Below are 20,021 nucleotides of genomic sequence, written 5' to 3'. Positions count from 1 at the left end.
GATTCTGTTTATTGCCGCCGGCGAACTACCGCGTTACAGCATTACCCGAAAGCAGATTCCCCAATGCACAAGCCACGAGACGAGCGCTTCCCGGATCTCGACTGAGCGAGGAAAAGGAAATTCGACCTCGTCGTCACTCTCGACGCCCACCAGCGGGCAACCGATGAATGCGATCAGCTTGGCGCGCGTGTCGCCGTCGATGCGCCGCGCCGCGGTATCGATCAGCGGCCGGGGAATGTCGGTGATCTGGATGCAAGCGAAAGCGCTCAAGCTGACCACCGCGATTCAATGGCAAGCGCGAGACGCAGCGCCTCCGGAACGTTGGTTGCGACAGGCGTTTCGTCGTCGACCGGTACGCCGCTGATCGGGCGAAGCCATGAATCGAGCATGTAACACTCGTGCACGGGCTTTCCATTGTGAAGCCAAGGTGTCGGAAACCTGCACCACCATGTCGGGCGTTGATCCTTCGCCGGATGGGCGAACGTCGGTCGCAAATACACGACCTCCACAACCTTGTTGTCGAGCGTTTTGCGTGGCCAATCTGGCGGCACTACGATGAACGCGAGAATTCCGGGTTTGCAGTTCACGACTCCACCTCCGGAGCGCGAGCCTGCTTTTCGTGATCGACTGTGATACTCACAATCGCCTCATCAATAGACCCGTAGTTGCCCATTCGGGACGAAAGGTTGCAACTGACGCGTACGTGTTGGGCGCCGGGATCAACGCCCGCAGCCGCGGCAACGTGTTCAATTACGATGCGCTTGAGCTCGTCTGCGCCGATAATCGCTCGGTGCGTCGTGGTGTCGGTCCGGCTGGTATTGAGATTGATCGCGCTCACAGAATCACCTCCATAGATCCGGTTTCGAGCAAACCGCTATCCAGAATCGGCCGCAATGTGGTTCGGTTGTGGTTCACGACAACGCGAAAACGGTAATTGCCGTCATCCAGCTTCGTAAGCGCCGGCGCGAAATCGATATATCGATCGGGCAGCTGCGCAACGGCCCAAATCTCAGCAGGCTGATTGCGTCCCGGATAGCGGACTGGGCCGATTAGCTTCGACGGCGTGATCTGAAACATTGCCTCTCGGCCGCTTTGCTTCAGGCTCCACAAGAACCGTGAGCGAGACCTATAGACAGGACTCGGCAGCAATACGCTGACCTCTAATTTCATTCTGTGCATTCGACCTCCTCAACCATTCCCATCTTCTTGGCGCGTACGAAACGCCATTCCTCATAAGCTGCGTCCCACGCATCGAACTTCACCTGCCTCGGCGTGCCGACGCGGTTCTGATCGATCCACGCGTGGCACGGGCCGCAACCAGGCACCGTATAAATGTTGTCTGCTCTGCGACCGCCAGCTTTGCCATGACGCGATTGGTTCGAATGGCAATCGACAACCGTGTCGTGCGACCAACCACGACTGACGCACACGCCGGGCACGCGGAGATAGCACTCCTCGCCGCGGCACGCATCGATGTACCTCAAGCCTTCCGCGACCGTCGGCTTACGCTTCGCGCGCTTCTTCATCTCCGTGCGCTTCATGCGCGTCTTCGGAGTGGCGAAGCTGCTGAATGGCGAGCCGGGTTTGCGCTTGAACGTGCTGTTGATCACGAATCACACCCCTTGCCGACTTCGCCAGCATTGCTCGAGGCGGTGAATTTCTTCCAGTGAACCCAGCCGCGCTCGGTGCAATGGAATCCCCACTCGCGATAGCGCGGGCCTGTGATGAAAATCGTCCAGCACTCGCCATGCGTCAGCTCGATGCGATGGGCGAGAGTCCCGAACAACCTCACCTTCCACTGACCGGCCATGCGTTCCGTGCGCACGTTGACGCCGCCGGCATCGATGGTGTGCTCGGTGTACCTACCGCGCAGCAAAATCGATATGTTCGACCACGGATGATCATGCAATGCGCGGTCGTCGTCGCTGCGCATGAAGCGGTGCAGGTAAATGTTGAAGAACTTGTTGCGCGGGATAACCCACCACCGAATCAGGTACGGGTTGTCCGCTTGGCCAATCACGAAATTTGGTGCGCGGCGGGTGACGCGAGCAATGATGCGTTCGGCTAGGCTCATGCTGACGCCCTCCCCGCATGCACCATTGCATTGATGGAAGCGACCACGACAGGATCGGCGCGCGGCCACCACATGGCTTTAGCTCGATACCGTTGATCCATCTCCCGCTCACGATCGCTGATGACCCGGTTCTCGGTTTTGGACGGCTTCCAGTTAACGTTCGTGCCTTCGCCAATCACGTAGAGTAGGTATTTCCGCTCGACGGACAGACCACATACGTGCATCGATTGAAGATCGTCCGGATGCACCGCATGCCGCAGTGCATCCGACACCGACTTCCGTGGCAAGCCGAGAAGTTTCGAGATTTCCACGGCGGTGCGAGGCACCTCATCGCTCATCAACATCAAAATGCGCTCGATCACCTTCGGAAACCTGATGCCAGCGGAAAGGCATCGCGTCGACGCCGCTACATAGGATCGGCCTGGCAGCAGATGCATATTCCGCTTCAGGCTCTTCCCTGACATGACGATATTGCGCATCGTCTCGATCTCATCTTTTGTCCAATTGCGGCTCATTACGCGGCCTCCTGAAATGCGTTGCCTGTGTCGATGCGACGATGCACTTCAGCGATCGCCGCAAGAATGGTTGCCTTGGTGACGATCTCCATCTGTTGATCGTGCGTTTCCATCGCGAGCCGGACAGCCAAGACAGCGTCGCCGTCGAAGGCCCAAGTCCCGACCTGGCGCGCGCGGTCACGGGCTCGTACGGCGCCGTCGAGCGCGGAATTCATGATCTGGACCTGTTCGACGCCGAATCCCATCTCGGCCAGAACGAGCGCGATGTTCAGAGCGCACACGACCGTCGACCAATGCTCTTCGGTGCCGCGGCCGTGCAGCATCTCGTCGAGCGCGACGTGGTACGCGATGCCGAGATCAAGGGTTTGCGACACGGCCATCGGCGTGCGGCGCTCGAGCACGTCGATGCCGGCTGTACGATTGACGACGCGCGGTCGGTATGCCTTGCGCGGTTTCTGCGAGCGGCTCATCAGATTTCCTTGACCGATATGTCGTGCACTGCAAGCATCCGTTTGCGCTTGCCGATGTATGCGCGGTTCTTCCGTGTGGCTTCGGATTTCACGTCTTCCACGACGAGCTTTCCGTCCTGCATGTAGGTGAAATCGGCAACATAGGTTTCTTTCCGCTCCCACGTCCCGTCGTCGCGCTGCTTGCGCGGCGTCAACAGGAAACGTACTTGCAGCCTCAAGTCGCTGATCAATCCGGCCGCCTGCTGCTGGATCAGGTGAAACCAGCGCGATCGCTCTTTCTGGCTGTCGAACTTGATGCCCTGATGCTCGCATTTCGTGTTGCGATACTTCGCCGGCTTCTTCGCGGCCAGCGCGACCGGGTGCTGACGAATCAGCGACGGGTCGAATGGGTCAGTCGGATCGTCGAGTGCGCTCGATTGCGGCGGCACGCCGGTTTTCTGGTACAGAAGGCGCTGTGCTGTGGGCATGGCGAGATTGAAATCCTCGCGGATAGTCGCCGTGCCGACGTTCTTCGTGCCAGCCGGAACCACCATCGGCCAAGGTGCTCGCTTGGTCATTTCTTCTGTTCCCATTTCGGCGGATTGAGACGGCACTCGGCGCTTCCCGAGACGTACTGGTACGTCGGCAAGTGCGCACAGTTGCGAAAGCCGCGGTTGTAAATGCCGGTGTGGCCGGGCTTCGTGGTGGTGTGCTGGCATGTGCGGCAGGTGTTCATGCTGCTATCCCGTTGATCGGGTGGAACATGGCTCATACGCAACACCTGGCATCGCTGGCAGGCTTCATGAAAACCAGCCAATGCGTGAGCCCTTGGCGGCCGGACAGATGCCCGAACAGCGGGCGGACATCGGTCAGCGCAAGAACTTCGCTGACCTTGACCTGCGTCTCGTTCCACTTGAAGACCAGAACGCCGTCCGGCGCAAGCACTCGGAAGCACTCGGCGAATCCGCGGCGCAAGTCATCGCGCCAATCGGGTCCAAGCTTCCCGTATTTGGCAGCCAGCCAGCTCTTAGGTCCGGCGCGCACCAAGTGCGGCGGGTCGAATGACACCAACTTGAAGACGTCGTCTTGGTACGGCAGTGCGCGAAAATCCAGCATCACGTCAGGCTCAATGCAAAGAGTGCGCATGCCGCCGAGATTGCCGTGTGAGCGATCGTTGACGGTCAATACCTCGCTGCGTCGATCGCCAAAGATCACATCCGGATGCTGCCGGTCAAGCCACATCATTCGGCTTCCGCAACACGGATCGAGCACTTTTTTCTCAAACGGTGTTTCTCGATCGGCGCTCATGCGGCCACCGCAGGCGCTTTCTCGCGCGGGATGTCGTTGAAGTACGCGTACATGGCCTCGTACCGTTCCTCGCTTTCGCGGCTCACCGTGCGCAACAGGTCTTCCATCCATTCGCCCGGGCCGGACGCCTTGCACACCTTCGCTTTGAACTGCTCAAAGAATTTGAATTTCGAGCGATCGATACCGAGTTGCTGTCCGCGCGCCAGATAACCGCTTTCCGTCTTCCACCAGTTGTCCGGAGCTGAAGCGGTGCCCGGCGCGCCGACGGTCTGAACCTTTACCGGGAACAGACCGGTCCAGCCCCGAAGCACCGCCTCTTCGATCGTGGCTTCGGGGCTTTGGCCGTCTGCAAAAAGCTTCACAAGACGCTTGATCGAGACTTTCGCAGCCGGTCGTGTCCATGGCGCATCACCGTCTTTCGCTTTTGCTTCCCGGTGTTCGCACCACATGTCCCAGACGTCGAAGGGAATGGCTTCGGGAAGTTCAAGGTTCAAAAGCTCGGCATGCAACGCAACTCGCGGCGCACGCCGCGCAGGTTGATGGTTCCCTGATGATTCAGTGGTGGTTCCTGATGATTCGGGTGCAAAGCTATTGCGCCCTTTAGCGCTCTGGTTTGCACCCTTTTCGTCGTCAGTTGCACCCTTTCCTGCTGGAATTGCGCCCTTTCCATTGGGTGCATTTTCTGCACCCTTTAAACCATCCGAAATGGGTGCAAGTTCTGCACCGTTTATCCATGCCGGGTTGATCCGATACTCGCGCGCTTTGCCACGACCGCCGCCAGCGTGAGCAACCAGAATGAGGAAGCCGGTCTTCTCCATGCGGCGAATCTGGTACTGAACCGCGCGCGGTGACTGGCGCGTTTTCTCGGCGATATATTTGATCGACGGATAGATGTGCGAGCCGTCATCGTCGGCATGGTCAGCCAACTTCAGCGCAACCAACATCTCGCCGCCGCCCTCGGGATACCGGTCAAAGACTGCGGTCATCAGCTTGACACTCACGCAATTCCCCCGAGCGTTATGCGGTATCCGCTGCAGCGCCCCGGCCGGCGCTCAATGACGATCACACCGGCGTTTTCAAGCGCCTTGAGATTGTTCAACACAGTTAACCGAACCACCCCACAAACATCCGCGAGCCGGTCGATAGTTGGATGGCACGCTCCGTCGTCCGAGGCCATGTCCGAAAGAGCGAGCAGGATCAATTTGGCTGTCGGCGGCAAGTGCTGGCGCCACGCGATCGTTACAAGTTTGAGACTCATCGGACCTCCGCCGCCGGCAGGCCAACCGTCTCAACCATCACGCCGGTTTCCAGGCATTCACGCTTGCCGCGCACCGCGAGGATCTCCGCGTCGAGCAGCTCGCGCACGCGGCCGCAAACGCTCGCCATCCGCATATTCGTGCGGTCGACGATGTCTTGACGCGTCAGGGTAAGAGTCGGCGGATAGCCATCGAACAGGTCGACGATCATCTGTTTCTGGGCGCTCAACTGACGGCCGGGCATGGCGTGGAACGCGTCGATTTGGGTTTGGGCTGTTCTCATTGTTTCCTCAGTGGTCGCACGGCAGCGAGCCGTCGAGTGATTCAAGGGCGCCACACGAAAGGCAGATCCGCGGATAGTTCGGGTGACGTTTCAGCACGTCGGTCGCAACTTCACGGATGACAGCGCGCGCGATCGGGCCAAGGAAGAAATTGCTGCGGCACAGTGAATCCAGCACGGCGCGATCGATGACAGGAATGGCGGCCGGCATGATCACTCCGCCATGCCGCGCAAGCGTGCAGCGATGTTGAAAAGCACCTGGGCGTGCTTGAAAATTCGGGATTCGACGCGATCGACCTCTTTCACTTCGACGCGGCCGTCCTCGAGGGTTTTGCAGATCTCCTTGCCGACGTCGCCGTGCGTGCTCCACGCCTCGCCCATCAGCTCGACGATCGCAGCGTCATTGCACTCATCGATGCGCGGTGTCTGGACAAGCGCGTAGCCAAGCTCATTGGCAATCGCTTCGGCAATCCGCACATCACAGGTGATCTGGGACATGCGCAGCGCTTCGGCAAGCGTCAGGTGATGCGTGGTGTTGTTCGGGTTGACCTTGTTCCGCAACATCGCCGACGACATTCCTACTCGTGGCGCGAGCGACTCGGAACCGCCCGGGTAATCGTGGACTACTGCGTACGCTGCATCGGTAATGTTCACTGCGGCTCCAATCGAACGTTTTGTCTATGGGTTGACACGGATATATTTCGGTCAACAACAAAAACAACACGGGGTAAAACAGAAATGAAAAACGGAAACCTCGGACCGCACGTGCGGCGACTTAGTAGTCCTTCAGAAGATCGGGTGAACCCGGCCGAAGGACCTTCGTCGATTACTTCGCTATTGCTGCTGGCTTCGCTGTCGCCGCTTTCAACGCAAGAAACTGATCAATCAAATCCTTCTTGGCTCGCTCCATCTGAGCGCCGATGCAGCCTCGGGCCGCCATTTCGCACAGCACAGCGCGAATCTCTTTCTGTTCCGTGGCGGTGAGCGCCATACTCTCTACCTCCAGAGTGATGCTTAATGGGGCGGGTATCCCGTCTTTCGACTGTAGAATTGAAAGCTCTCACACAATCAATATCTACGGGGATACCCATGAAAACAGAGCACTTCAAAGGAACCGACGAGGCCGGCAACGCCTACCAAGTTGTCGCCTATCGCATGGTGATTCACGACGGAAACCCGCCGCTTTACGGCCTCCCCGACTTCCGTCTTGCAGATGGCCGGCAGCTCACGCCCGCGGCGGACGGCAATCGCATATTCAAAATCGTCCAGACTGGTGTGGTGATCACGCTCATCTAGTTATTCCGGAGAGCCCACTCGCGCGCCGTCGAACTCAAAGTCGTCACATCGATCTCTTTTTCATATTTGCCGCTGAGATAGCGCCAGAGGGCCAGTTCGACGCTTGTCGGCATCACGACGTCGTCAATGACGAGCACGGCGTCCTCACAACGAAGCCGGACCCCTTCGCGCATCGCGAGGCGCAGATTCACTGCGGGAGCGGCGCTAGCCTCAATGGCAACCGAAATCGACTGCACCGATTTGAGCTCCGTGCCCTCGACGGAAACCTTGCCAAAGCCCGAGCCGTTCACATCGATCGTTACCAAGGAGCCGCCTTTGTTTTCAGTCATATCAAGCCGCCTCCGTTGCGTGAACCGAGGAACCCGTGCCGCGCAGGTATGCCCAATCGACACTTCGCGCCAACTCTTCGCACCGGATGCCCCCGGCGCTCTCGCGGTCGATGTTGATGCACAAGGATTCGCCGAGCTGCTGACCGGTGCTGATTGCTTTTCGCAAGTAGCCGATGGTCGTGCCGCACAGGCGAGCAAACTCCTCCTGCTTATCGGGAGTCATCGAATTGAGGTATGCGCGTAGCTTGTCCATATCACTAATTTACCCACAGGTAAATACTATGTCAATACCCACAGGGAATTTACCTATGAGTAACCGTGTTATTTAATTCGACCATGGATAAATATGACGATCGGCGAGCGAAGCTTCTAGCGATCCGCGATCGAGCCTTTAATGGGTCGAACGCGGCGCTAGCGCGCAAGATAGGAAAGTCCGACTCATACGTGTCGCGGATGTTGTATACCGAGGACAAAAAGGGGCATAAACGAATAGGCGATGATTCGATCACGGTGCTTGAAGAAGCCTTTTCTCTATCTCGCGGTACCTTCGATTTCCTCACTCTCGAACAACTGCTACAGGCAGTGGGCGAAGCCACTGTGCGCGACTCATCAGCACAGAACAGCAAACCCGTCAATCCCGCGATTACAGGTCAGAAAGGGCCTGTCATTAATTCGCAAGGTCCGGAAAATTCGTCTACGCTGTCGTCTGACGTTGACGCCGCAGCGCTAACCTCGCCGCAACGCCTCAGGGCGTCGCTTGGCATAACGGGCATCGCGCCGGCCGAGCTGGCAAGTGTCGCGAAAACCGGCGTCGATACCGCTTCACAATGGTTGTCGGGACATGGGCCGGAAATCAGCCTCGAACAAGCTGTCGCTATACAGAACACCTACGGCGTGAACGTCGTTTGGCTCACAAAAGGCAAAGGTAAGCCAGGCGTAGCTGTTCGCTATAACGATAAATTCGACCCCATCCCGATTACCGTCTGGAAATCGATCCCGGTGGTAGGAATGGCGCAGCTTGGAGACAACGGTCATTGGGCCGATTTGGAATATCCCGTGGGAGTTGGCGAGGGTTATGTTGACTTTCCGACTCGCGATCCGCACGCATATGCTCTGAAATGCGAGGGCGACTCAATGCTGCCTCGTATCCAGGCAGGTGAATTTGTCGTGATTGAGCCCAGTCATCCATACGAACCCGGCGATGATGTTCTCCTGAAATCGATGGATGGTCGCGTGATGATCAAGCGCTTTCTTTACAAGCGTGGCGGCCGTACACATGTCATTTCCGTCAATACTGCACACGCCCCTATGGCATTTGCAGACGCCGAGATCGAAAAAATACATTTCGTGAGAGCGATTTGCAGGCCGTCTTCATGGCGGCCTTAGCGTTTTTATCAACATTTAGAAGATCTGGAAGGATTGCCATCTAGACGAGTGAAGGAGTCGCTGCTACCAGGCCAGCTGGTTTGATAGCTGGACTGTCGCGCACAGTGCATCCGCAGATAGCCAAATCGAGATATTGCACGCGTTCATTTTCTGCAGGCGAAGCAATAACCCATCAGAAATAAACCGGGGGAATTATGAATAGCGCTGCTAGCAACGTGGCCCAGCCCAATGAGACCGTTTTCTTCCAGCGCGGCAACGTGTCGGTCACGAACGCACGCTTCATCGTGCCGGGCCAGACCTACGCCATGAGTAACGTGACGTCGATCAAACACGTTGAGACACCCCCATCGAAACTGCCGGGATGGCTCCTGATCATTGGCGGTGCCGTCTTCTGCTTCGGGAAAATCTGGGTGCTCGGCCTGTTGCTCATCGCCGGTGGCGCCGGTGTCCTGTGGAAGGCAAAGGGCAAGTACGACGTGATGCTGCAGACATCTTCCGGCGAGGTACGCGCCTTCGGATCGACCGACCCGGGGCTGGTTCGTGAGATTGTGATGGCCCTCAATGAAGCGATCGTATTCCGAGGCTAAATCCAAATGACTATGCCACCGCGCGTATGAAACGAGTCATGCGAGGAAACCTAACTAAAGCACTTGCCGTTTGCGGCTTGTCCGTTCCACTTCTCGCCTCCGCTGCCTGCCAGCATTATCACCGCAGCGAATTGAGGGCGATGACGAGCGATGACCTTGAGTCCGCCTATTGCGACGAAGGATTAGAGGTGAAGAAAGCAGCAACCCAAGGCGATGACGCGAAAAAGCTTGAGGCCATCAACCAATCGCAGTCGAGTCTCAATATTCATGAGTCGATTCGTAACTACCGCGCTGCTCACGATGCGGAAGTGGTGATCGAGAAGTGCGGAAACGAAATGGACCGCATCGGGCGCGCGCTGGTTCAGAGAAAGGCGAACATGGAAAAACTAAACCATGAGTGCGGCTTAGATGGGTAAGCAAGAGATTGACCGACCTCCCACGTCGCCTTTGATTTGCCGTTTCAAAAACCTAACGCCCGACATTGGCGCCAGGTGAAAGAGCATGCCGGCCAGCTTCAAGACAGCGTTTTCATCAAGCGCTGACAGGCGGGAAGCAGTCGCGGAGCCATACGCGGCAAGGGCCATATGGCGGAAAGTGGGACAGAGGGTGAAGTGATTCGCATGCCTCGCGGAATAATAGCGATCTAAGTCCCGAGCCGAGACCCACCATGGAGCGCAGGAGCACTCCAAGATCACAGCGGCGGCGAAGCATGAGACGTAGAGGTAGGCGCACCACCAGTGTGCACTTGGTAGAGGAAAATAATAGTCCACTTCTAAACTCGCTGGATGTCGAAGGTCGACGTGATTCGATATTCAACGTCTTGGTGGGTGCTGGATCGGCAGCCGTTTTTGTTAGCGATTGTGGCCGTAGGGGTGTTGATTTGGACGCTACCGGCCAAGCACCGAACTCGTTGACATGAGATGTGGACCGTTGCAGCGCTTGCAATTTTGCAGCCCAAGTTTGGCATTCGAAATAAGTGATCCGAAACTTAAACATCCTCATGAAGAAGACTAAAAATCAAACGCCGCGGGCTGGAGCGACACAAGCTGAGTCTTCCGAGGCCGCTGAAGTAGTGGTACTTGGACGTCGATGGAAGTGGTTTTGTTTCAAAGATCACAAGGGTAACGACGTCATTGACCCATGGCACAACAAGCTTTCTCCGAAGGCGCGCGGGAGGTTTTCGCGATCAAGGGACCAACTGCGCGACCAGCCTAAACAAAGGTGGAGCAAGCCCAACCCCGCAAGTAATGTCGGGCATCACATATATGTGATACGCTTCACGGACGAGAATTCAACGCAACATCGTGTGTTCGGCCACTTTCATGATCCGAAAAGCGCTTTCGTCATGACCCTAACTGGCTACGAGAAAGATGACACCTACTATCCTACGACCTATCGAACCGACGGCAAATCGTTTAAGTCAGTATGTGATAACGACTTCGCTAACAGAACCTGCGCATGCTTCGACAATAGTGGTGGAGGTCCGCGGCTGGGAGCACCAGCGGACGTACCTACACCCCCAAGAGGCGCTGAAAAGCCGACCAGAATGGGCCGAAAAAGAGTTTCGCCAAGGATACATGGAAGCGTCCATTGAAGAAGGATTGGCTTGGCAAATCAGGGCGAATCGTGAGCACCGCGGCGTCACACAACAAGCGCTAGGCGAGGCAATCGGGACATCTCAAGCTGGCATCTCCCGGTTCGAAGACCCAGAATATGGAAAGCATTCTTTGGACACACTCGTAAAAATTGCGAACGCTTTCGACTGCGCCTTGTCGGTCAGATTTGTTCCATATTCCCAACTCGCCCTCGAAAGCGAGGATCTAAGTCCAGAGGCACTCTATGCAACGCCTTTCGAAGTCGAAGCAAAATTCACCAGAATCGATTCCGGATACCAGTACTGACTCCGTTGTCGAAAGCAAGCAACAAATCCCGCTAATGTACTTCGATTCGGTCGCGGGACTAGCGTTCGGCCCCTTTGTCTCGCGTATTGTGCTCGGTGTCCAGCAGTTGCAAGGGACCGGCCACAAACCCCAGATTGAGCCGGGCTTGACAATAGTGATGCCAACCGCAGCGCTACACCATCTGGCGCGTGAGATCGGGAAAACCTTGGACAACCCAGAGCACCGCAAGGCGTTAGAGCAGGCATTCGCAAATTACCAAGATAATTTCCCAACGGGTAAGGTTGAGGCAGTAAAAGCCTAGCGGATGCTTTGCGCAACATCGACAAACCTCTATTCCGTCATTCGTGCAAGTAGCAGCGTGTTTGGCCGCCCTGTGCGGGCTCTTTTTCGCCTTTCGATTGTCCGTGGTCGGCCGTTGACGGTGGTGGCGGCAGCGGCGATCATGGCGGCATGGACGATCGCCTGAAGCAACTTGAACACGCTGTCGCCGTCATTGAAGCGAAGCTCCCTGATCTCGCCACGAATGACGGAGTAGACGCGCGCCTGTCGAAGACTGAAACCAAAATCATTCTCTGGGTAGTGGGCGCCGTCGTGGCCACCGGCCTCGGCAGTAAATTTATCGCGCCGCCTGCGGCACCTACCCAACCGAGCGCACCGCCAATCATCATCCAAGTGCCGGCACAGTCGTCCCCGCCGATCCAAACGCCGGCCGCGCCGATTCCGCCGCCTCAGAAGTGAGACTTCCGCCCAACAATTCACTGAAGCCCCGCCCCGAGCGGGGCTTTTTATTACGGACACTGTAATCTGGCGCTGCTAGGATTTGCGCTCCCCTTTTCATCCCAAGTGATAAATCCATGAAAAAAGCAGTCCTCGCTCTCGCGGTTGCCGCGGTCACCCTCGGTTCCATCGCCCCGGCTGTCGCAGCGCCCCACCATCGCGTGTGCCATAAGGTGAAGGTCCACGGCCATTGGCAGAACCGCTGCCGTTGAGCTGCTACTGATTCCCTATAAGTCCCGCCCAAAGCAGATTTTCATTTATCCCGATCTTGCGCCGGCTGCCCAGACATATAATTGATTTGCCGCGTCTCAGCGCGGCGCAGTGTCCAACATTGGCCCGCCTTGTGCGGGCTCTTTTTTGGCCTATCGATTGTCCGTGGTCGGCCGTTGCAGCAGTACTACCGTTCGCCCCATAAGGCACAAGTCCCTATTGTGTTTCGTTTGATTTTCTAAACATAATAAACATACAAAAGCAACAAACGCCGGGGAATTCCATGGACAACCTTGTTGACGACGAGCTGGCCCATATCGAGGCGATCCTTGGCACGTGGCTCCCGGAGATAGAGACCAATCCGGTGCTGACATCAAATTATTGGCGCGAGCGCATTTTCTTGCTAATGGGCTTGAATCACCTCTCCCCATCCCAACTGCAACGAGCGCATGCCTTGCTCGCGATTCTTGATCGCTTCGACCAGACGTGCGCGTTCGCGCAGGCTGGAAACGATAGCAGATTCGTCTAATTGACGAGGACTTTGGGCGCACTATCCGGCCTTTTCATCTGTAACCCCCTTCTCCCGCTACCAACGGGCTTTTCTAGTTCGACGGATAACGGCGCCTTTCCGCGAATCCTGAATAGGTGCATGTAGGCGTATGCGTGACGTTCCGCGACGCTTACTATTTGCTTGCCTTCCGAGGGCAAAGCGCCGGCCAATAAAAAATAGTACCGAGCGCACCAGGTCGTGAATTCAAAGACTTTGCCGAACGTTAAGCCTGCTTCGCGCAGGCTTTTTTTCATCTGAACATTTTGCAGTTATTGACCTTCGTAATGGCAGATTAGGCCTATGATCGTGCTCTGTAGGTTACGTTTAGTTACATATATGCGCTCATATGACATCGTGATCGGAATCACTTTGGTACTCCTCGCGGTCACGTGCCTCGCCTTGCTCGCGATTGGGTGACTCGGTGCGCAAGGCCGCCGGTCGTTGGTGTCCTGCACTATTTAAATGGCTGCCCCATAATCAATGCACCCGCTGTTGACGGCGGGTTTTCGTTGGTGATCTCCTCCTTTGCCCGCCTCGCTGCGGGCTTTTTTCTGCGTGGTCCACCCTACCCCGGTCATTCGACTTCCTGCTGACCTTCAGGTCCGGCAGCCTGGTTGGGTTTGATGTGATTTTGGGGGATTCGACCCTCGACCCGGCTAAGTCTGCACTGGTTAGAAAATATGGCGCCGCCCCCATAACAAAAGGGGTTTTTAAGAAGAATGGAATGGTCGGTCCAGAACTTGCGTATTTGTAGGTTTAAACGTACCTAGCGTTAAACGCCAAAATGCAATGCTTGAGCGAAATACTAAGCTGCACGTCGCACGGCGAAGCCACATGAGTTCGCCGAAAAAAACTACTCACGGCGTACGTTTCATGGAAAAAACACTCAATCCCTTACTCCATGAGATGAAGCTTCGAGAGCAGCGGTTTTCCACGCTTGATTTCGTTATCGGCGCCGGGTTCGCCTTGATTGCTGCGGCGGCGGTGGTAATGATCGTGCTGATTTGGGTGCTTCAGCCAGCGTTTTGACATTATTTTTGGCAGCAGTAACAACTATTCCTTGCGCATACCGCACTGCCGTCTAATTGGACTTGTGCTTTTTATTAACCGCGCTGGTCACTCGAGTGCGCATGCGATTCGCAGTGATCTTACCCATTTATGGTATGGGCGTGGCCGTTAGTGCTTTCGCTACTTTTCAATTCCTGACGCATCGCATTTTGCTTCTACACAATCTTTCAATTTCGATTTTATAGGAGGCTCCAATCCACGCCATCCCTTTCCCTTATAACGACTACATCTTGAAGCCACTTGCGATCGGCGCAGCCGGTAGCTACGCATCGATGGTGATTGTGACGAAACCGTCGGGCGGTCAATGGGCGTAAGGCGTCCTTGGCCATTTCAATACTGAGCAGAAGGCTTGCCGATTTGCGATCGAGTTCGGCAAATGGGAGGCGGATGGCAGAAAGGGCGCACGGCCAAAGGCAGATAGGCTTGTCACGCCCTAATCGCCCTGCACTTTTAACAACCACGGCGTTGCCGGTCCAAACAGCATGGTAAATCCCTACTGCGTTTCGTATAATTACATAAACGTAATAATCATACAAAAACTGTGTCCGGGGGATGTCCATGTACGATCCGATCGACAAGGAGCTTGCGCATTTCGAGAGGATCGTTAGGCACTGGAAAGCCGAGATTGAATCAAGTACTGTGCTGCCGCCCTCCCATTGGCGCGCCAGGATATACGCACTGATCAACGCGAATCATCTCTCACAGGCACAGTTCCGGCGGGCGGATGCCGCGCTCGTGCTCCTGGACCGCGACAAGGCCGCTAACGAATCCAAAGTCGCAATCGGCGCCGATGTGCCTGTCGGCCGCTCTTCCGTTCGCGACGGTCGTTAACCTCCAAGTAAATGGGGCGCGGTCAGGCGAGGATGTGACGTTCGTACCGAATTCGAACGTTGCACGCGTAATCTTCTGATGTTAACTTGAAAGCTTAATTACAAAATCTTTCAGGGGCCATCAGAATGAAAAAAGCAATCCTTCCGCTATTCGCGGCTTTGACGCTGGCTGCATGCGGCGGCGGTGGAGACGGTCCAGCCAAGGACGCACCGGTGATGTCGATCGCTTACTACGGTGGCCCGATGCCCCACCAGGCCAGCGGCGGCGGCACAGCAAAAGCAGCGATTGCGCACGCCGCGTCGGACGGTGGCGCAGCCGAGACAGTTACCGCATTGACCCAAGCACTGGCCGCACAGGGGGTCACTGCGACGGTGACACCCGTCACCATGTCCGCGACTGCGTTGCACGACCTCGTCATGAGTGTGAATGGCGGTGTACGACCGACAAATGATCAGTTGACCGTGCAGCCGACTGGCTACGCGGTCGTGAACTTCCAGCTCGATGATATGGTGACGAGCCGCGACGATCCGGCCCAAGTGGCTGCGCTCGAGCAGTTCCAATCCGATCTCACAACGTTCATCTTTCAGATGGATCTCGCGGCGAAGAATACTTTTATCCTGAGCCCGCTTCCAACGTGCGATTTCCCGCCGGGGCATACCGCAGCAGATGGCTTGGCTCAGGCTGAATCCAATGCGACGGCCGTAGCGTTTTCGTATCTCGTGGGCACCGTGGACCGCGGCATTGTCACCGATGCCAACGGCATGACAACAGACCCGTACGTGATCGCTCACACGGCCGCAGATTGCCGCACACCAGACGCAACTATGATTGGCGTGTGGACCAACTCTGCCGCCCAGCGCATGGCAGTGAATTTCAAAGCGGGGCTCGACGGATTCAAATAACCCAGATGTCCGTTTTCCAAACTGCCCGCCGTTCGCGCGGGCTTTTTTTGGCCTTCTTTAAATAATTTACCCAAAGGTATTGAAATATTATTTACCTATGGGTAATATTTATCCCATGCACTCAACGAACACGGCGAGATTCGAATCAAGGGGATGAATGATGGCCGAGAAGGACGCGGTGACCGAGCTTCTGGCGGCACATCGGATTATCAGCAACGCGCTTAGCCTGATGTCGGCAGAGCAAAAAATCGAATGGGCGCTGCTGAACGAGCGTGACGGCGTCGCCGGCGAAGGCACGACGCGCGCTAACGAGCGTTTAGAAGTTCTGGTTGCAGCGGGTGTCGCATGAACCGCGCTCCCTGCGACAGCGCCCTACTGCACTCATGCGATCTCATTCACGCAAAGCTCTTGAAGTTCTGCGGCGCATGTGCAATCGGAATGGCTCTTGCTGCCTGGTTTTATGGCGTGCTCGCCTACGCGTCGGGGGCGCTGTGATCGAACTCATCAAAATCCTACTGATGTGGATAGCTGCGTTCTTCGTTGCATTGGCTTTGCTTGCTCTTCAGCAGAACGATTTCGACGCTGATGCAGTGCGCACTGCAGTTTCAGCTCGCTCCCTGTAAAAGCTCACCTTTGAGGCTCACCATGCACGCAAACCTGATAGCAGTCCTTAGTGCTCTCCCGTTTCTGTTTTGCTTGGCAGCGTGCTGGCTGGTTCGCGGCGGTGCGATCAACGAGCGTGAAGAGTTGAAGCAGATCAAAGAGGCGGAACGCAATATCCAGTGGCCTGTTTCGCACTGAAAGAACGCCCCTGTACGGAACGCCGCGGCGGATCTAGGCGTGACAGCTCGGAGAGACGGCAACAAACAACACGCGTGCCGCACATCGCGCTAACTACTAAGCACGAAATGAAAAAACTGATTCTCGTATGCGCATTTCTAACGGTCCTGGCTGGCTGCAACGATGCCGACGTGGCCTCGCGCAACCTGTCGCAAGCCGCTGACAACTTCCAGATCGAACGCCGTGTCGTGTTCTACAACGGCATCAACGGCGAGTACACGCTGACCATCGAAGGGCTGTGTTCGCTGGGTAATGCGGACAAGCCCAAGGAAGTCACGATCACCTGCAAAACGGGCGCGAACAGCTACAAAAAACATTTCCTCGGCCTGTCGGACAACGTCACGTACTTCGTCGAGCAGATGGATCCGGCTGACGTGAGCGTCTACCACTACAAGGTGGTCTTCAAGCCTTCGGTGATTGCCCCGGACATCTCAATCAAATAACCAAAAGGGATTTGATGTGTCGCGCTATCACTGTCGATGCCGCAAGTGCGAAAAGCGAAAGGTGCTGCGGCTGAAGCCCGAAGAACATACCCGGCCTCCGCGATGCCATGACTGCGGTTCTTCCAGCTTTCGCATTGACGCATGGATGATGAAGCGCGACACGCGCGCTATGGGATGCACGTGCGCAGGCTACCATTTCATGCACCGCCGTGGAAGCTTGTTTTGCTGGCATCGCGCCGATGGGTCTGATCGATACCCCGGCGATGCTGATTTCGCTGATCGCAATTATGACGGCCTTGCGGCCTGATTCAACGCAGCACAACACGAGGTGACCATGTCCCTGTTCGCATCACTTTATCCGCTGGCGCAAAAGACCACGCTCACGCTTTTGATCACTGCCGAAGGCGATCAATTGCGCGTGAACGTAACCCCGCGCGCCAATGACGACGCCAAGGGCGAAAAAACGCTCTACCCGCTTTCCATCCTCGCCAAGCCCGACGAGTTGGACCGCGACTTTGCAGCGGCAGTCGAGATTTATGAACCGAGCACGTTGTCTGTGCTCGACCAGGCGCGCGCCGCTAGCGCCGCAAATGGAAACGCGTCGACGCCCACTGCACTTCCTGCTCCTGCGCCGAAGGGCAAGCGCGGCCCCAAGCGTGCCACCGAAACGCCGGCGCCGACTGATTCGAGCGGCAACGCTAGCGGTGCCGACGAACTGCCGGTCGATCCGCGTCAAACCCAAATTCCCGGGATCGATGCCGACGCCGAGCCCGCCACGTCCGAAACGCCTGCAGTAACCGGTGAGCAGGATTCCAGCAACGCGCAGCCCGCCGCCGAAGACGACGGCGTCGACCTTCTCTAAGGACCCACACAGTGAAAACCGAAACACTCGCTCGCGAGTTTCGCTACAACGGCGCGAAGCTCACCGATCCGTCACCGGGTTTCTCCCTGCAGCAGGTTCGCGATTTCTACGGCAACACGTATCCGGAAATCGTCAACGCCGAAATTGAAGGTCCCGATGTCGTCGGCAACAAGAACGTGTACACGTTCCGCCGGGCCGTTGGAACGAAAGGGATGGCGCTGTGACACTCGATCAGATTCGCGCCGAGCTCGAACGCGGTCCGCTCTCACCTTCGACGACCCATTGCGTCGATATGCAGCTGGTGAACGATCACGTTGCCGAGAAGCTCCATGCAGTGGCGACGAAGCGTGCCGCCGGCGTGCGTCTGCAGTTACCTGTTTCTCATATGCCGGTGTTGCCATGACCTTTGCTCCTCTCGCGCTGCCGTCACTCGCTGATGTGCCCGCTGTTTATACGATCCGGTCGGCCGAATCGTTTTCGCATCCGCTCGCGCTTTCGCTGCTCGACTCGGGCGTCATCGCGGAAAGCGATGTTCGCCAGCGGCCGAAGTCTGCAATCGCGCTGATACAGACGGCGCTTTCGCGCCGGTGGGAGCAAATCACTGAAGGGATGAACCTCTTCGACTGGCACCTGCGGATCGAGCAGGCACCGGAGCACGGTTTCCCGCAGCACAGGGAAGAACACCTTTGGGCGCTGATTCAGACGGCAAACGGCCCGGTGTCATGTCGAGAGATCCTGATCGGGCGCGGTATGGAAAAGCTGGAAGCTATCCGTGCTGGCCTTGGTCAAACGGTGCTCGCGACGCTTCAGGACGCATTTGGCATGCTGCCGTCCGTTTGCACTCCAAGCTTCACCTTGAGCCTCGCGGAATACCTCTACTGGTACGGAGAAACGGACGAACAAGAGGCGATGACGCAGGCGGCAGAATTGCATGGGTACGACAGTGTCGAAGAGATGCTCGAATCGAACGACTTCTTCACAAGAGCGCAGTTTTTCGACGGCATGCCTGAGTGGGCAGCTGCGCCACGTCGCGTACTTACCCGCCGTCAAATCGTACTCGCTGCCGGCCGTGATCCGTTCGCCCGCGAAGTGGTCGATGCGATGAACACGGTTTGGAACATCGCCCGGTTCTATGGCCCATTCGCCGACGTGCGCTCGGAAGACGTTGGCGCTGACCTAATTGATTTCGGCCTGATCGTCCGATGGAGTGGAGACGACATCGTCGGTCGCGTTGTCGATGACTATTTGCACCAAGCGTCGGAAGGCGAATACGTGATCGCGTCTTCAGTTACTCCGCTGAAGATCGTCGGCGCCGACATTGCCGATTGGTTGAAGCGCATGGAATCGACGGCGCTGCTCGCAAAGGCGGTCGAGCACGTCCTTTCGATTTTCGACAGGGATGAATTCCAATCGCCGCCTGCTCGCGTGCAGGTGCGGGTATGAGCACCGTCTCGATTGCCCACGAAAACGATGTTGAGCTCGCACTGGATAGCGCGCTCCTTTTCTACCGTGCGCAGGGCACACACCTCATTTACGCGACTCAACATAGCGCGCGCGTGGTCGACGGCAAGCCGACGCTGCTGGCCGGCGTGCCGATCACGCTCGACCAGCTGGCGGACATCGCCGACCTTGCGGCCCGGAAAACGAGTTATCGCGGATTTATCCACGACCGAGTTGTGTATCTCGCGCCGAACCAGCTCGCCTGGTGGGTGCCCGCATGCACGCGGCGCGTGTGGTTCAACACCAAGGACAAGATCGGCGAACGTGCCGGCGGCGCCGCCCACCCGCCGCTCGTGTTCATCGTCAACCGCACAAGCTGGTCCGTGTTCGCATTGCGCGATAACACGCGGCCTGGCCAGGCAACAAAGCTCTACACGGCGCCGTATTACAACGTTTGGGAAGGTGGCGAGATCTGCGTGGGCAACGTGCAAACGCCTGACGCAATCAATACGGACAGCATCAAGCCATATGAAGACGCGTTCTTTCGCAGTCGCTTCACTCACACGAACAATGACCGACTTATCCACAGGCGCGGGGGCGCTGAACGTCTGTGGCTGGATTTGCTCGACGGCGCCGAATTCCCACTTGACCGCTTGATCGACGCGAAACAAACCCTCGCGAAAGCGATCGGCTCCAGCACCAATGAGGACTGACACG

Annotated in this window: 38 protein-coding genes; 19 read left to right on the top strand and 19 right to left on the bottom strand. The window is 56.9% G+C overall.

What is annotated here, in order from left to right:
- Nucleotides 1-33: 33 nt before the first annotated feature.
- The 17 genes from ACSQ36_RS22255 to ACSQ36_RS22175 form a co-directional block, all read right to left on the bottom strand.
- Complete coding sequence (locus tag ACSQ36_RS22255; RefSeq protein ID WP_436183605.1) at nucleotides 34-270, bottom strand: hypothetical protein; 237 nt, start codon at nucleotides 268-270, stop codon at nucleotides 34-36.
- A complete protein-coding gene (locus tag ACSQ36_RS22250) occupies nucleotides 267-587 on the bottom strand; it encodes a hypothetical protein (protein WP_436183604.1) in 321 nt (106 codons plus the stop codon). The genes ACSQ36_RS22255 and ACSQ36_RS22250 overlap by 4 nt, the downstream gene beginning before the upstream one ends.
- On the bottom strand, nucleotides 584-838 hold the full coding sequence (locus tag ACSQ36_RS22245; protein ID WP_436183603.1) for a hypothetical protein: 255 nt from the start codon (nucleotides 836-838) through the stop codon (nucleotides 584-586). The genes ACSQ36_RS22250 and ACSQ36_RS22245 overlap by 4 nt, the downstream gene beginning before the upstream one ends.
- Complete coding sequence (locus tag ACSQ36_RS22240) at nucleotides 835-1,077, bottom strand: hypothetical protein (RefSeq protein ID WP_436183602.1); 243 nt, start codon at nucleotides 1,075-1,077, stop codon at nucleotides 835-837. The genes ACSQ36_RS22245 and ACSQ36_RS22240 overlap by 4 nt, the downstream gene beginning before the upstream one ends.
- Nucleotides 1,078-1,166: 89 nt before the next feature.
- The gene (locus ACSQ36_RS22235; RefSeq protein ID WP_436183601.1) at nucleotides 1,167-1,610 is read right to left on the bottom strand and encodes a hypothetical protein; all 444 of its coding nucleotides are present in this window, start codon (nucleotides 1,608-1,610) and stop codon (nucleotides 1,167-1,169) included.
- The gene (locus ACSQ36_RS22230; protein ID WP_436183600.1) at nucleotides 1,607-2,074 is read right to left on the bottom strand and encodes a hypothetical protein; all 468 of its coding nucleotides are present in this window, start codon (nucleotides 2,072-2,074) and stop codon (nucleotides 1,607-1,609) included. The genes ACSQ36_RS22235 and ACSQ36_RS22230 overlap by 4 nt, the downstream gene beginning before the upstream one ends.
- A complete protein-coding gene (locus tag ACSQ36_RS22225) occupies nucleotides 2,071-2,589 on the bottom strand; it encodes a hypothetical protein (protein WP_436183599.1) in 519 nt (172 codons plus the stop codon). The genes ACSQ36_RS22230 and ACSQ36_RS22225 overlap by 4 nt, the downstream gene beginning before the upstream one ends.
- Nucleotides 2,589-3,059, bottom strand: a complete 471-nt coding sequence (locus ACSQ36_RS22220) for a hypothetical protein (protein ID WP_436183598.1) — start codon at nucleotides 3,057-3,059, stop codon at nucleotides 2,589-2,591. The genes ACSQ36_RS22225 and ACSQ36_RS22220 overlap by 1 nt, the downstream gene beginning before the upstream one ends.
- Nucleotides 3,059-3,616, bottom strand: a complete 558-nt coding sequence (locus tag ACSQ36_RS22215) for a DUF1064 domain-containing protein (protein WP_436183597.1) — start codon at nucleotides 3,614-3,616, stop codon at nucleotides 3,059-3,061. The genes ACSQ36_RS22220 and ACSQ36_RS22215 overlap by 1 nt, the downstream gene beginning before the upstream one ends.
- Nucleotides 3,613-3,774 carry a hypothetical protein gene (locus ACSQ36_RS22210; RefSeq protein WP_436183596.1) on the bottom strand — a complete coding sequence of 54 codons (162 nt, stop codon included), beginning with the start codon at nucleotides 3,772-3,774 and terminating at the stop codon, nucleotides 3,613-3,615. The genes ACSQ36_RS22215 and ACSQ36_RS22210 overlap by 4 nt, the downstream gene beginning before the upstream one ends.
- A gap of 32 nt (nucleotides 3,775-3,806) precedes the next feature.
- The gene (locus tag ACSQ36_RS22205) at nucleotides 3,807-4,346 is read right to left on the bottom strand and encodes an SAM-dependent methyltransferase (protein WP_436183595.1); all 540 of its coding nucleotides are present in this window, start codon (nucleotides 4,344-4,346) and stop codon (nucleotides 3,807-3,809) included.
- Complete coding sequence (locus ACSQ36_RS22200) at nucleotides 4,343-5,332, bottom strand: helix-turn-helix domain-containing protein (RefSeq protein WP_436183594.1); 990 nt, start codon at nucleotides 5,330-5,332, stop codon at nucleotides 4,343-4,345. Before ACSQ36_RS22200 ends, ACSQ36_RS22205 begins: the two co-directional genes overlap by 4 nt.
- A gap of 11 nt (nucleotides 5,333-5,343) precedes the next feature.
- Nucleotides 5,344-5,604, bottom strand: coding sequence for a helix-turn-helix domain-containing protein (locus tag ACSQ36_RS22195; RefSeq protein ID WP_436183593.1), 261 nt, complete (start codon nucleotides 5,602-5,604; stop codon nucleotides 5,344-5,346).
- Nucleotides 5,601-5,885 carry a hypothetical protein gene (locus ACSQ36_RS22190; RefSeq protein WP_436183592.1) on the bottom strand — a complete coding sequence of 95 codons (285 nt, stop codon included), beginning with the start codon at nucleotides 5,883-5,885 and terminating at the stop codon, nucleotides 5,601-5,603. Before ACSQ36_RS22190 ends, ACSQ36_RS22195 begins: the two co-directional genes overlap by 4 nt.
- A gap of 7 nt (nucleotides 5,886-5,892) precedes the next feature.
- Complete coding sequence (locus tag ACSQ36_RS22185; protein ID WP_436183591.1) at nucleotides 5,893-6,093, bottom strand: hypothetical protein; 201 nt, start codon at nucleotides 6,091-6,093, stop codon at nucleotides 5,893-5,895.
- A 2-nt stretch (nucleotides 6,094-6,095) separates the two neighbouring features.
- Nucleotides 6,096-6,536, bottom strand: coding sequence for a phage regulatory CII family protein (locus ACSQ36_RS22180; RefSeq protein ID WP_436183590.1), 441 nt, complete (start codon nucleotides 6,534-6,536; stop codon nucleotides 6,096-6,098).
- A gap of 172 nt (nucleotides 6,537-6,708) precedes the next feature.
- Nucleotides 6,709-6,873, bottom strand: coding sequence for a hypothetical protein (locus ACSQ36_RS22175; protein WP_436183589.1), 165 nt, complete (start codon nucleotides 6,871-6,873; stop codon nucleotides 6,709-6,711).
- Nucleotides 6,874-6,971: 98 nt separating this feature from the next.
- On the opposite strand from ACSQ36_RS22175, the gene ACSQ36_RS22170 reads away from it, so the two are divergent.
- Nucleotides 6,972-7,178 (top strand): hypothetical protein, encoded by a 207-nt coding sequence (locus tag ACSQ36_RS22170; protein WP_436183588.1) that lies wholly within the window; start codon nucleotides 6,972-6,974, stop codon nucleotides 7,176-7,178.
- Here ACSQ36_RS22170 and ACSQ36_RS22165 read toward each other — a convergent pair.
- A complete protein-coding gene (locus tag ACSQ36_RS22165) occupies nucleotides 7,175-7,507 on the bottom strand; it encodes a hypothetical protein (protein ID WP_436183587.1) in 333 nt (110 codons plus the stop codon). The two genes, ACSQ36_RS22170 and ACSQ36_RS22165, sit on opposite strands and share 4 nt — an antisense overlap.
- A 1-nt stretch (nucleotide 7,508) precedes the next feature.
- Entirely contained in the window at nucleotides 7,509-7,760 is a 252-nt protein-coding gene (locus ACSQ36_RS22160; protein WP_436183586.1) for a transcriptional regulator, read from the bottom strand.
- An 83-nt stretch (nucleotides 7,761-7,843) separates the two neighbouring features.
- On the opposite strand from ACSQ36_RS22160, the gene ACSQ36_RS22155 reads away from it, so the two are divergent.
- The 18 genes from ACSQ36_RS22155 (at nucleotide 7,844) to ACSQ36_RS22070 (ending at nucleotide 20,017) form a co-directional block, all read left to right on the top strand.
- Nucleotides 7,844-8,893, top strand: coding sequence for a S24 family peptidase (locus ACSQ36_RS22155; protein WP_436183585.1), 1,050 nt, complete (start codon nucleotides 7,844-7,846; stop codon nucleotides 8,891-8,893).
- A 194-nt stretch (nucleotides 8,894-9,087) separates the two neighbouring features.
- Nucleotides 9,088-9,480: a DUF6232 family protein gene (locus ACSQ36_RS22150; RefSeq protein ID WP_436183584.1), complete on the top strand. Its 393-nt coding sequence runs from the start codon at nucleotides 9,088-9,090 to the stop codon at nucleotides 9,478-9,480.
- 38 nt (nucleotides 9,481-9,518) lie between these two features.
- Nucleotides 9,519-9,896 (top strand): hypothetical protein, encoded by a 378-nt coding sequence (locus tag ACSQ36_RS22145; protein ID WP_436183583.1) that lies wholly within the window; start codon nucleotides 9,519-9,521, stop codon nucleotides 9,894-9,896.
- 954 nt (nucleotides 9,897-10,850) lie between these two features.
- Complete coding sequence (locus ACSQ36_RS22140; protein ID WP_436183582.1) at nucleotides 10,851-11,381, top strand: helix-turn-helix domain-containing protein; 531 nt, start codon at nucleotides 10,851-10,853, stop codon at nucleotides 11,379-11,381.
- Entirely contained in the window at nucleotides 11,320-11,682 is a 363-nt protein-coding gene (locus ACSQ36_RS22135) for a hypothetical protein (RefSeq protein WP_436184985.1), read from the top strand. The genes ACSQ36_RS22140 and ACSQ36_RS22135 overlap by 62 nt, the downstream gene beginning before the upstream one ends.
- A gap of 149 nt (nucleotides 11,683-11,831) precedes the next feature.
- Nucleotides 11,832-12,119, top strand: coding sequence for a hypothetical protein (locus ACSQ36_RS22130; RefSeq protein WP_436183581.1), 288 nt, complete (start codon nucleotides 11,832-11,834; stop codon nucleotides 12,117-12,119).
- 116 nt (nucleotides 12,120-12,235) lie between these two features.
- Nucleotides 12,236-12,370 (top strand): hypothetical protein, encoded by a 135-nt coding sequence (locus ACSQ36_RS22125; protein ID WP_436183580.1) that lies wholly within the window; start codon nucleotides 12,236-12,238, stop codon nucleotides 12,368-12,370.
- Nucleotides 12,371-12,651: 281 nt separating this feature from the next.
- Nucleotides 12,652-12,897, top strand: a complete 246-nt coding sequence (locus ACSQ36_RS22120) for a hypothetical protein (protein ID WP_436183579.1) — start codon at nucleotides 12,652-12,654, stop codon at nucleotides 12,895-12,897.
- 855 nt (nucleotides 12,898-13,752) lie between these two features.
- Nucleotides 13,753-13,947, top strand: a complete 195-nt coding sequence (locus tag ACSQ36_RS22115) for a hypothetical protein (RefSeq protein WP_436183578.1) — start codon at nucleotides 13,753-13,755, stop codon at nucleotides 13,945-13,947.
- A 597-nt stretch (nucleotides 13,948-14,544) separates the two neighbouring features.
- On the top strand, nucleotides 14,545-14,817 hold the full coding sequence (locus ACSQ36_RS22110; RefSeq protein WP_436183577.1) for a hypothetical protein: 273 nt from the start codon (nucleotides 14,545-14,547) through the stop codon (nucleotides 14,815-14,817).
- A 125-nt stretch (nucleotides 14,818-14,942) separates the two neighbouring features.
- Nucleotides 14,943-15,719, top strand: a complete 777-nt coding sequence (locus tag ACSQ36_RS22105) for a hypothetical protein (protein WP_436183576.1) — start codon at nucleotides 14,943-14,945, stop codon at nucleotides 15,717-15,719.
- Nucleotides 15,720-15,876: 157 nt separating this feature from the next.
- Nucleotides 15,877-16,068 (top strand): hypothetical protein, encoded by a 192-nt coding sequence (locus ACSQ36_RS22100; protein ID WP_436183575.1) that lies wholly within the window; start codon nucleotides 15,877-15,879, stop codon nucleotides 16,066-16,068.
- Nucleotides 16,069-16,627: 559 nt separating this feature from the next.
- Nucleotides 16,628-17,002, top strand: a complete 375-nt coding sequence (locus ACSQ36_RS22095) for a hypothetical protein (protein ID WP_436183574.1) — start codon at nucleotides 16,628-16,630, stop codon at nucleotides 17,000-17,002.
- Between the two features lie 334 nt (nucleotides 17,003-17,336).
- Nucleotides 17,337-17,864 (top strand): PRTRC system protein E, encoded by a 528-nt coding sequence (locus ACSQ36_RS22090; protein WP_436183573.1) that lies wholly within the window; start codon nucleotides 17,337-17,339, stop codon nucleotides 17,862-17,864.
- An 11-nt stretch (nucleotides 17,865-17,875) separates the two neighbouring features.
- Nucleotides 17,876-18,088, top strand: coding sequence for a PRTRC system protein C (locus tag ACSQ36_RS22085; protein WP_436183572.1), 213 nt, complete (start codon nucleotides 17,876-17,878; stop codon nucleotides 18,086-18,088).
- Nucleotides 18,085-18,267, top strand: a complete 183-nt coding sequence (locus ACSQ36_RS22080) for a hypothetical protein (protein ID WP_436183571.1) — start codon at nucleotides 18,085-18,087, stop codon at nucleotides 18,265-18,267. Before ACSQ36_RS22085 ends, ACSQ36_RS22080 begins: the two co-directional genes overlap by 4 nt.
- Nucleotides 18,264-19,307, top strand: coding sequence for a PRTRC system protein F (locus tag ACSQ36_RS22075; RefSeq protein ID WP_436183570.1), 1,044 nt, complete (start codon nucleotides 18,264-18,266; stop codon nucleotides 19,305-19,307). The genes ACSQ36_RS22080 and ACSQ36_RS22075 overlap by 4 nt, the downstream gene beginning before the upstream one ends.
- A complete protein-coding gene (locus ACSQ36_RS22070) occupies nucleotides 19,304-20,017 on the top strand; it encodes a PRTRC system protein B (protein ID WP_436183569.1) in 714 nt (237 codons plus the stop codon). The genes ACSQ36_RS22075 and ACSQ36_RS22070 overlap by 4 nt, the downstream gene beginning before the upstream one ends.
- Nucleotides 20,018-20,021: the final 4 nt, after the last annotated feature.

Origin of the sequence: Caballeronia sp. LjRoot34 (assembly GCF_964253815.1) — a bacterium.
GTDB lineage: Bacteria > Pseudomonadota > Gammaproteobacteria > Burkholderiales > Burkholderiaceae > Caballeronia.
The sequence above is the reverse complement of the archived record's forward strand: the minus strand, read 5'-3'. Positions and strand labels throughout refer to the sequence as shown.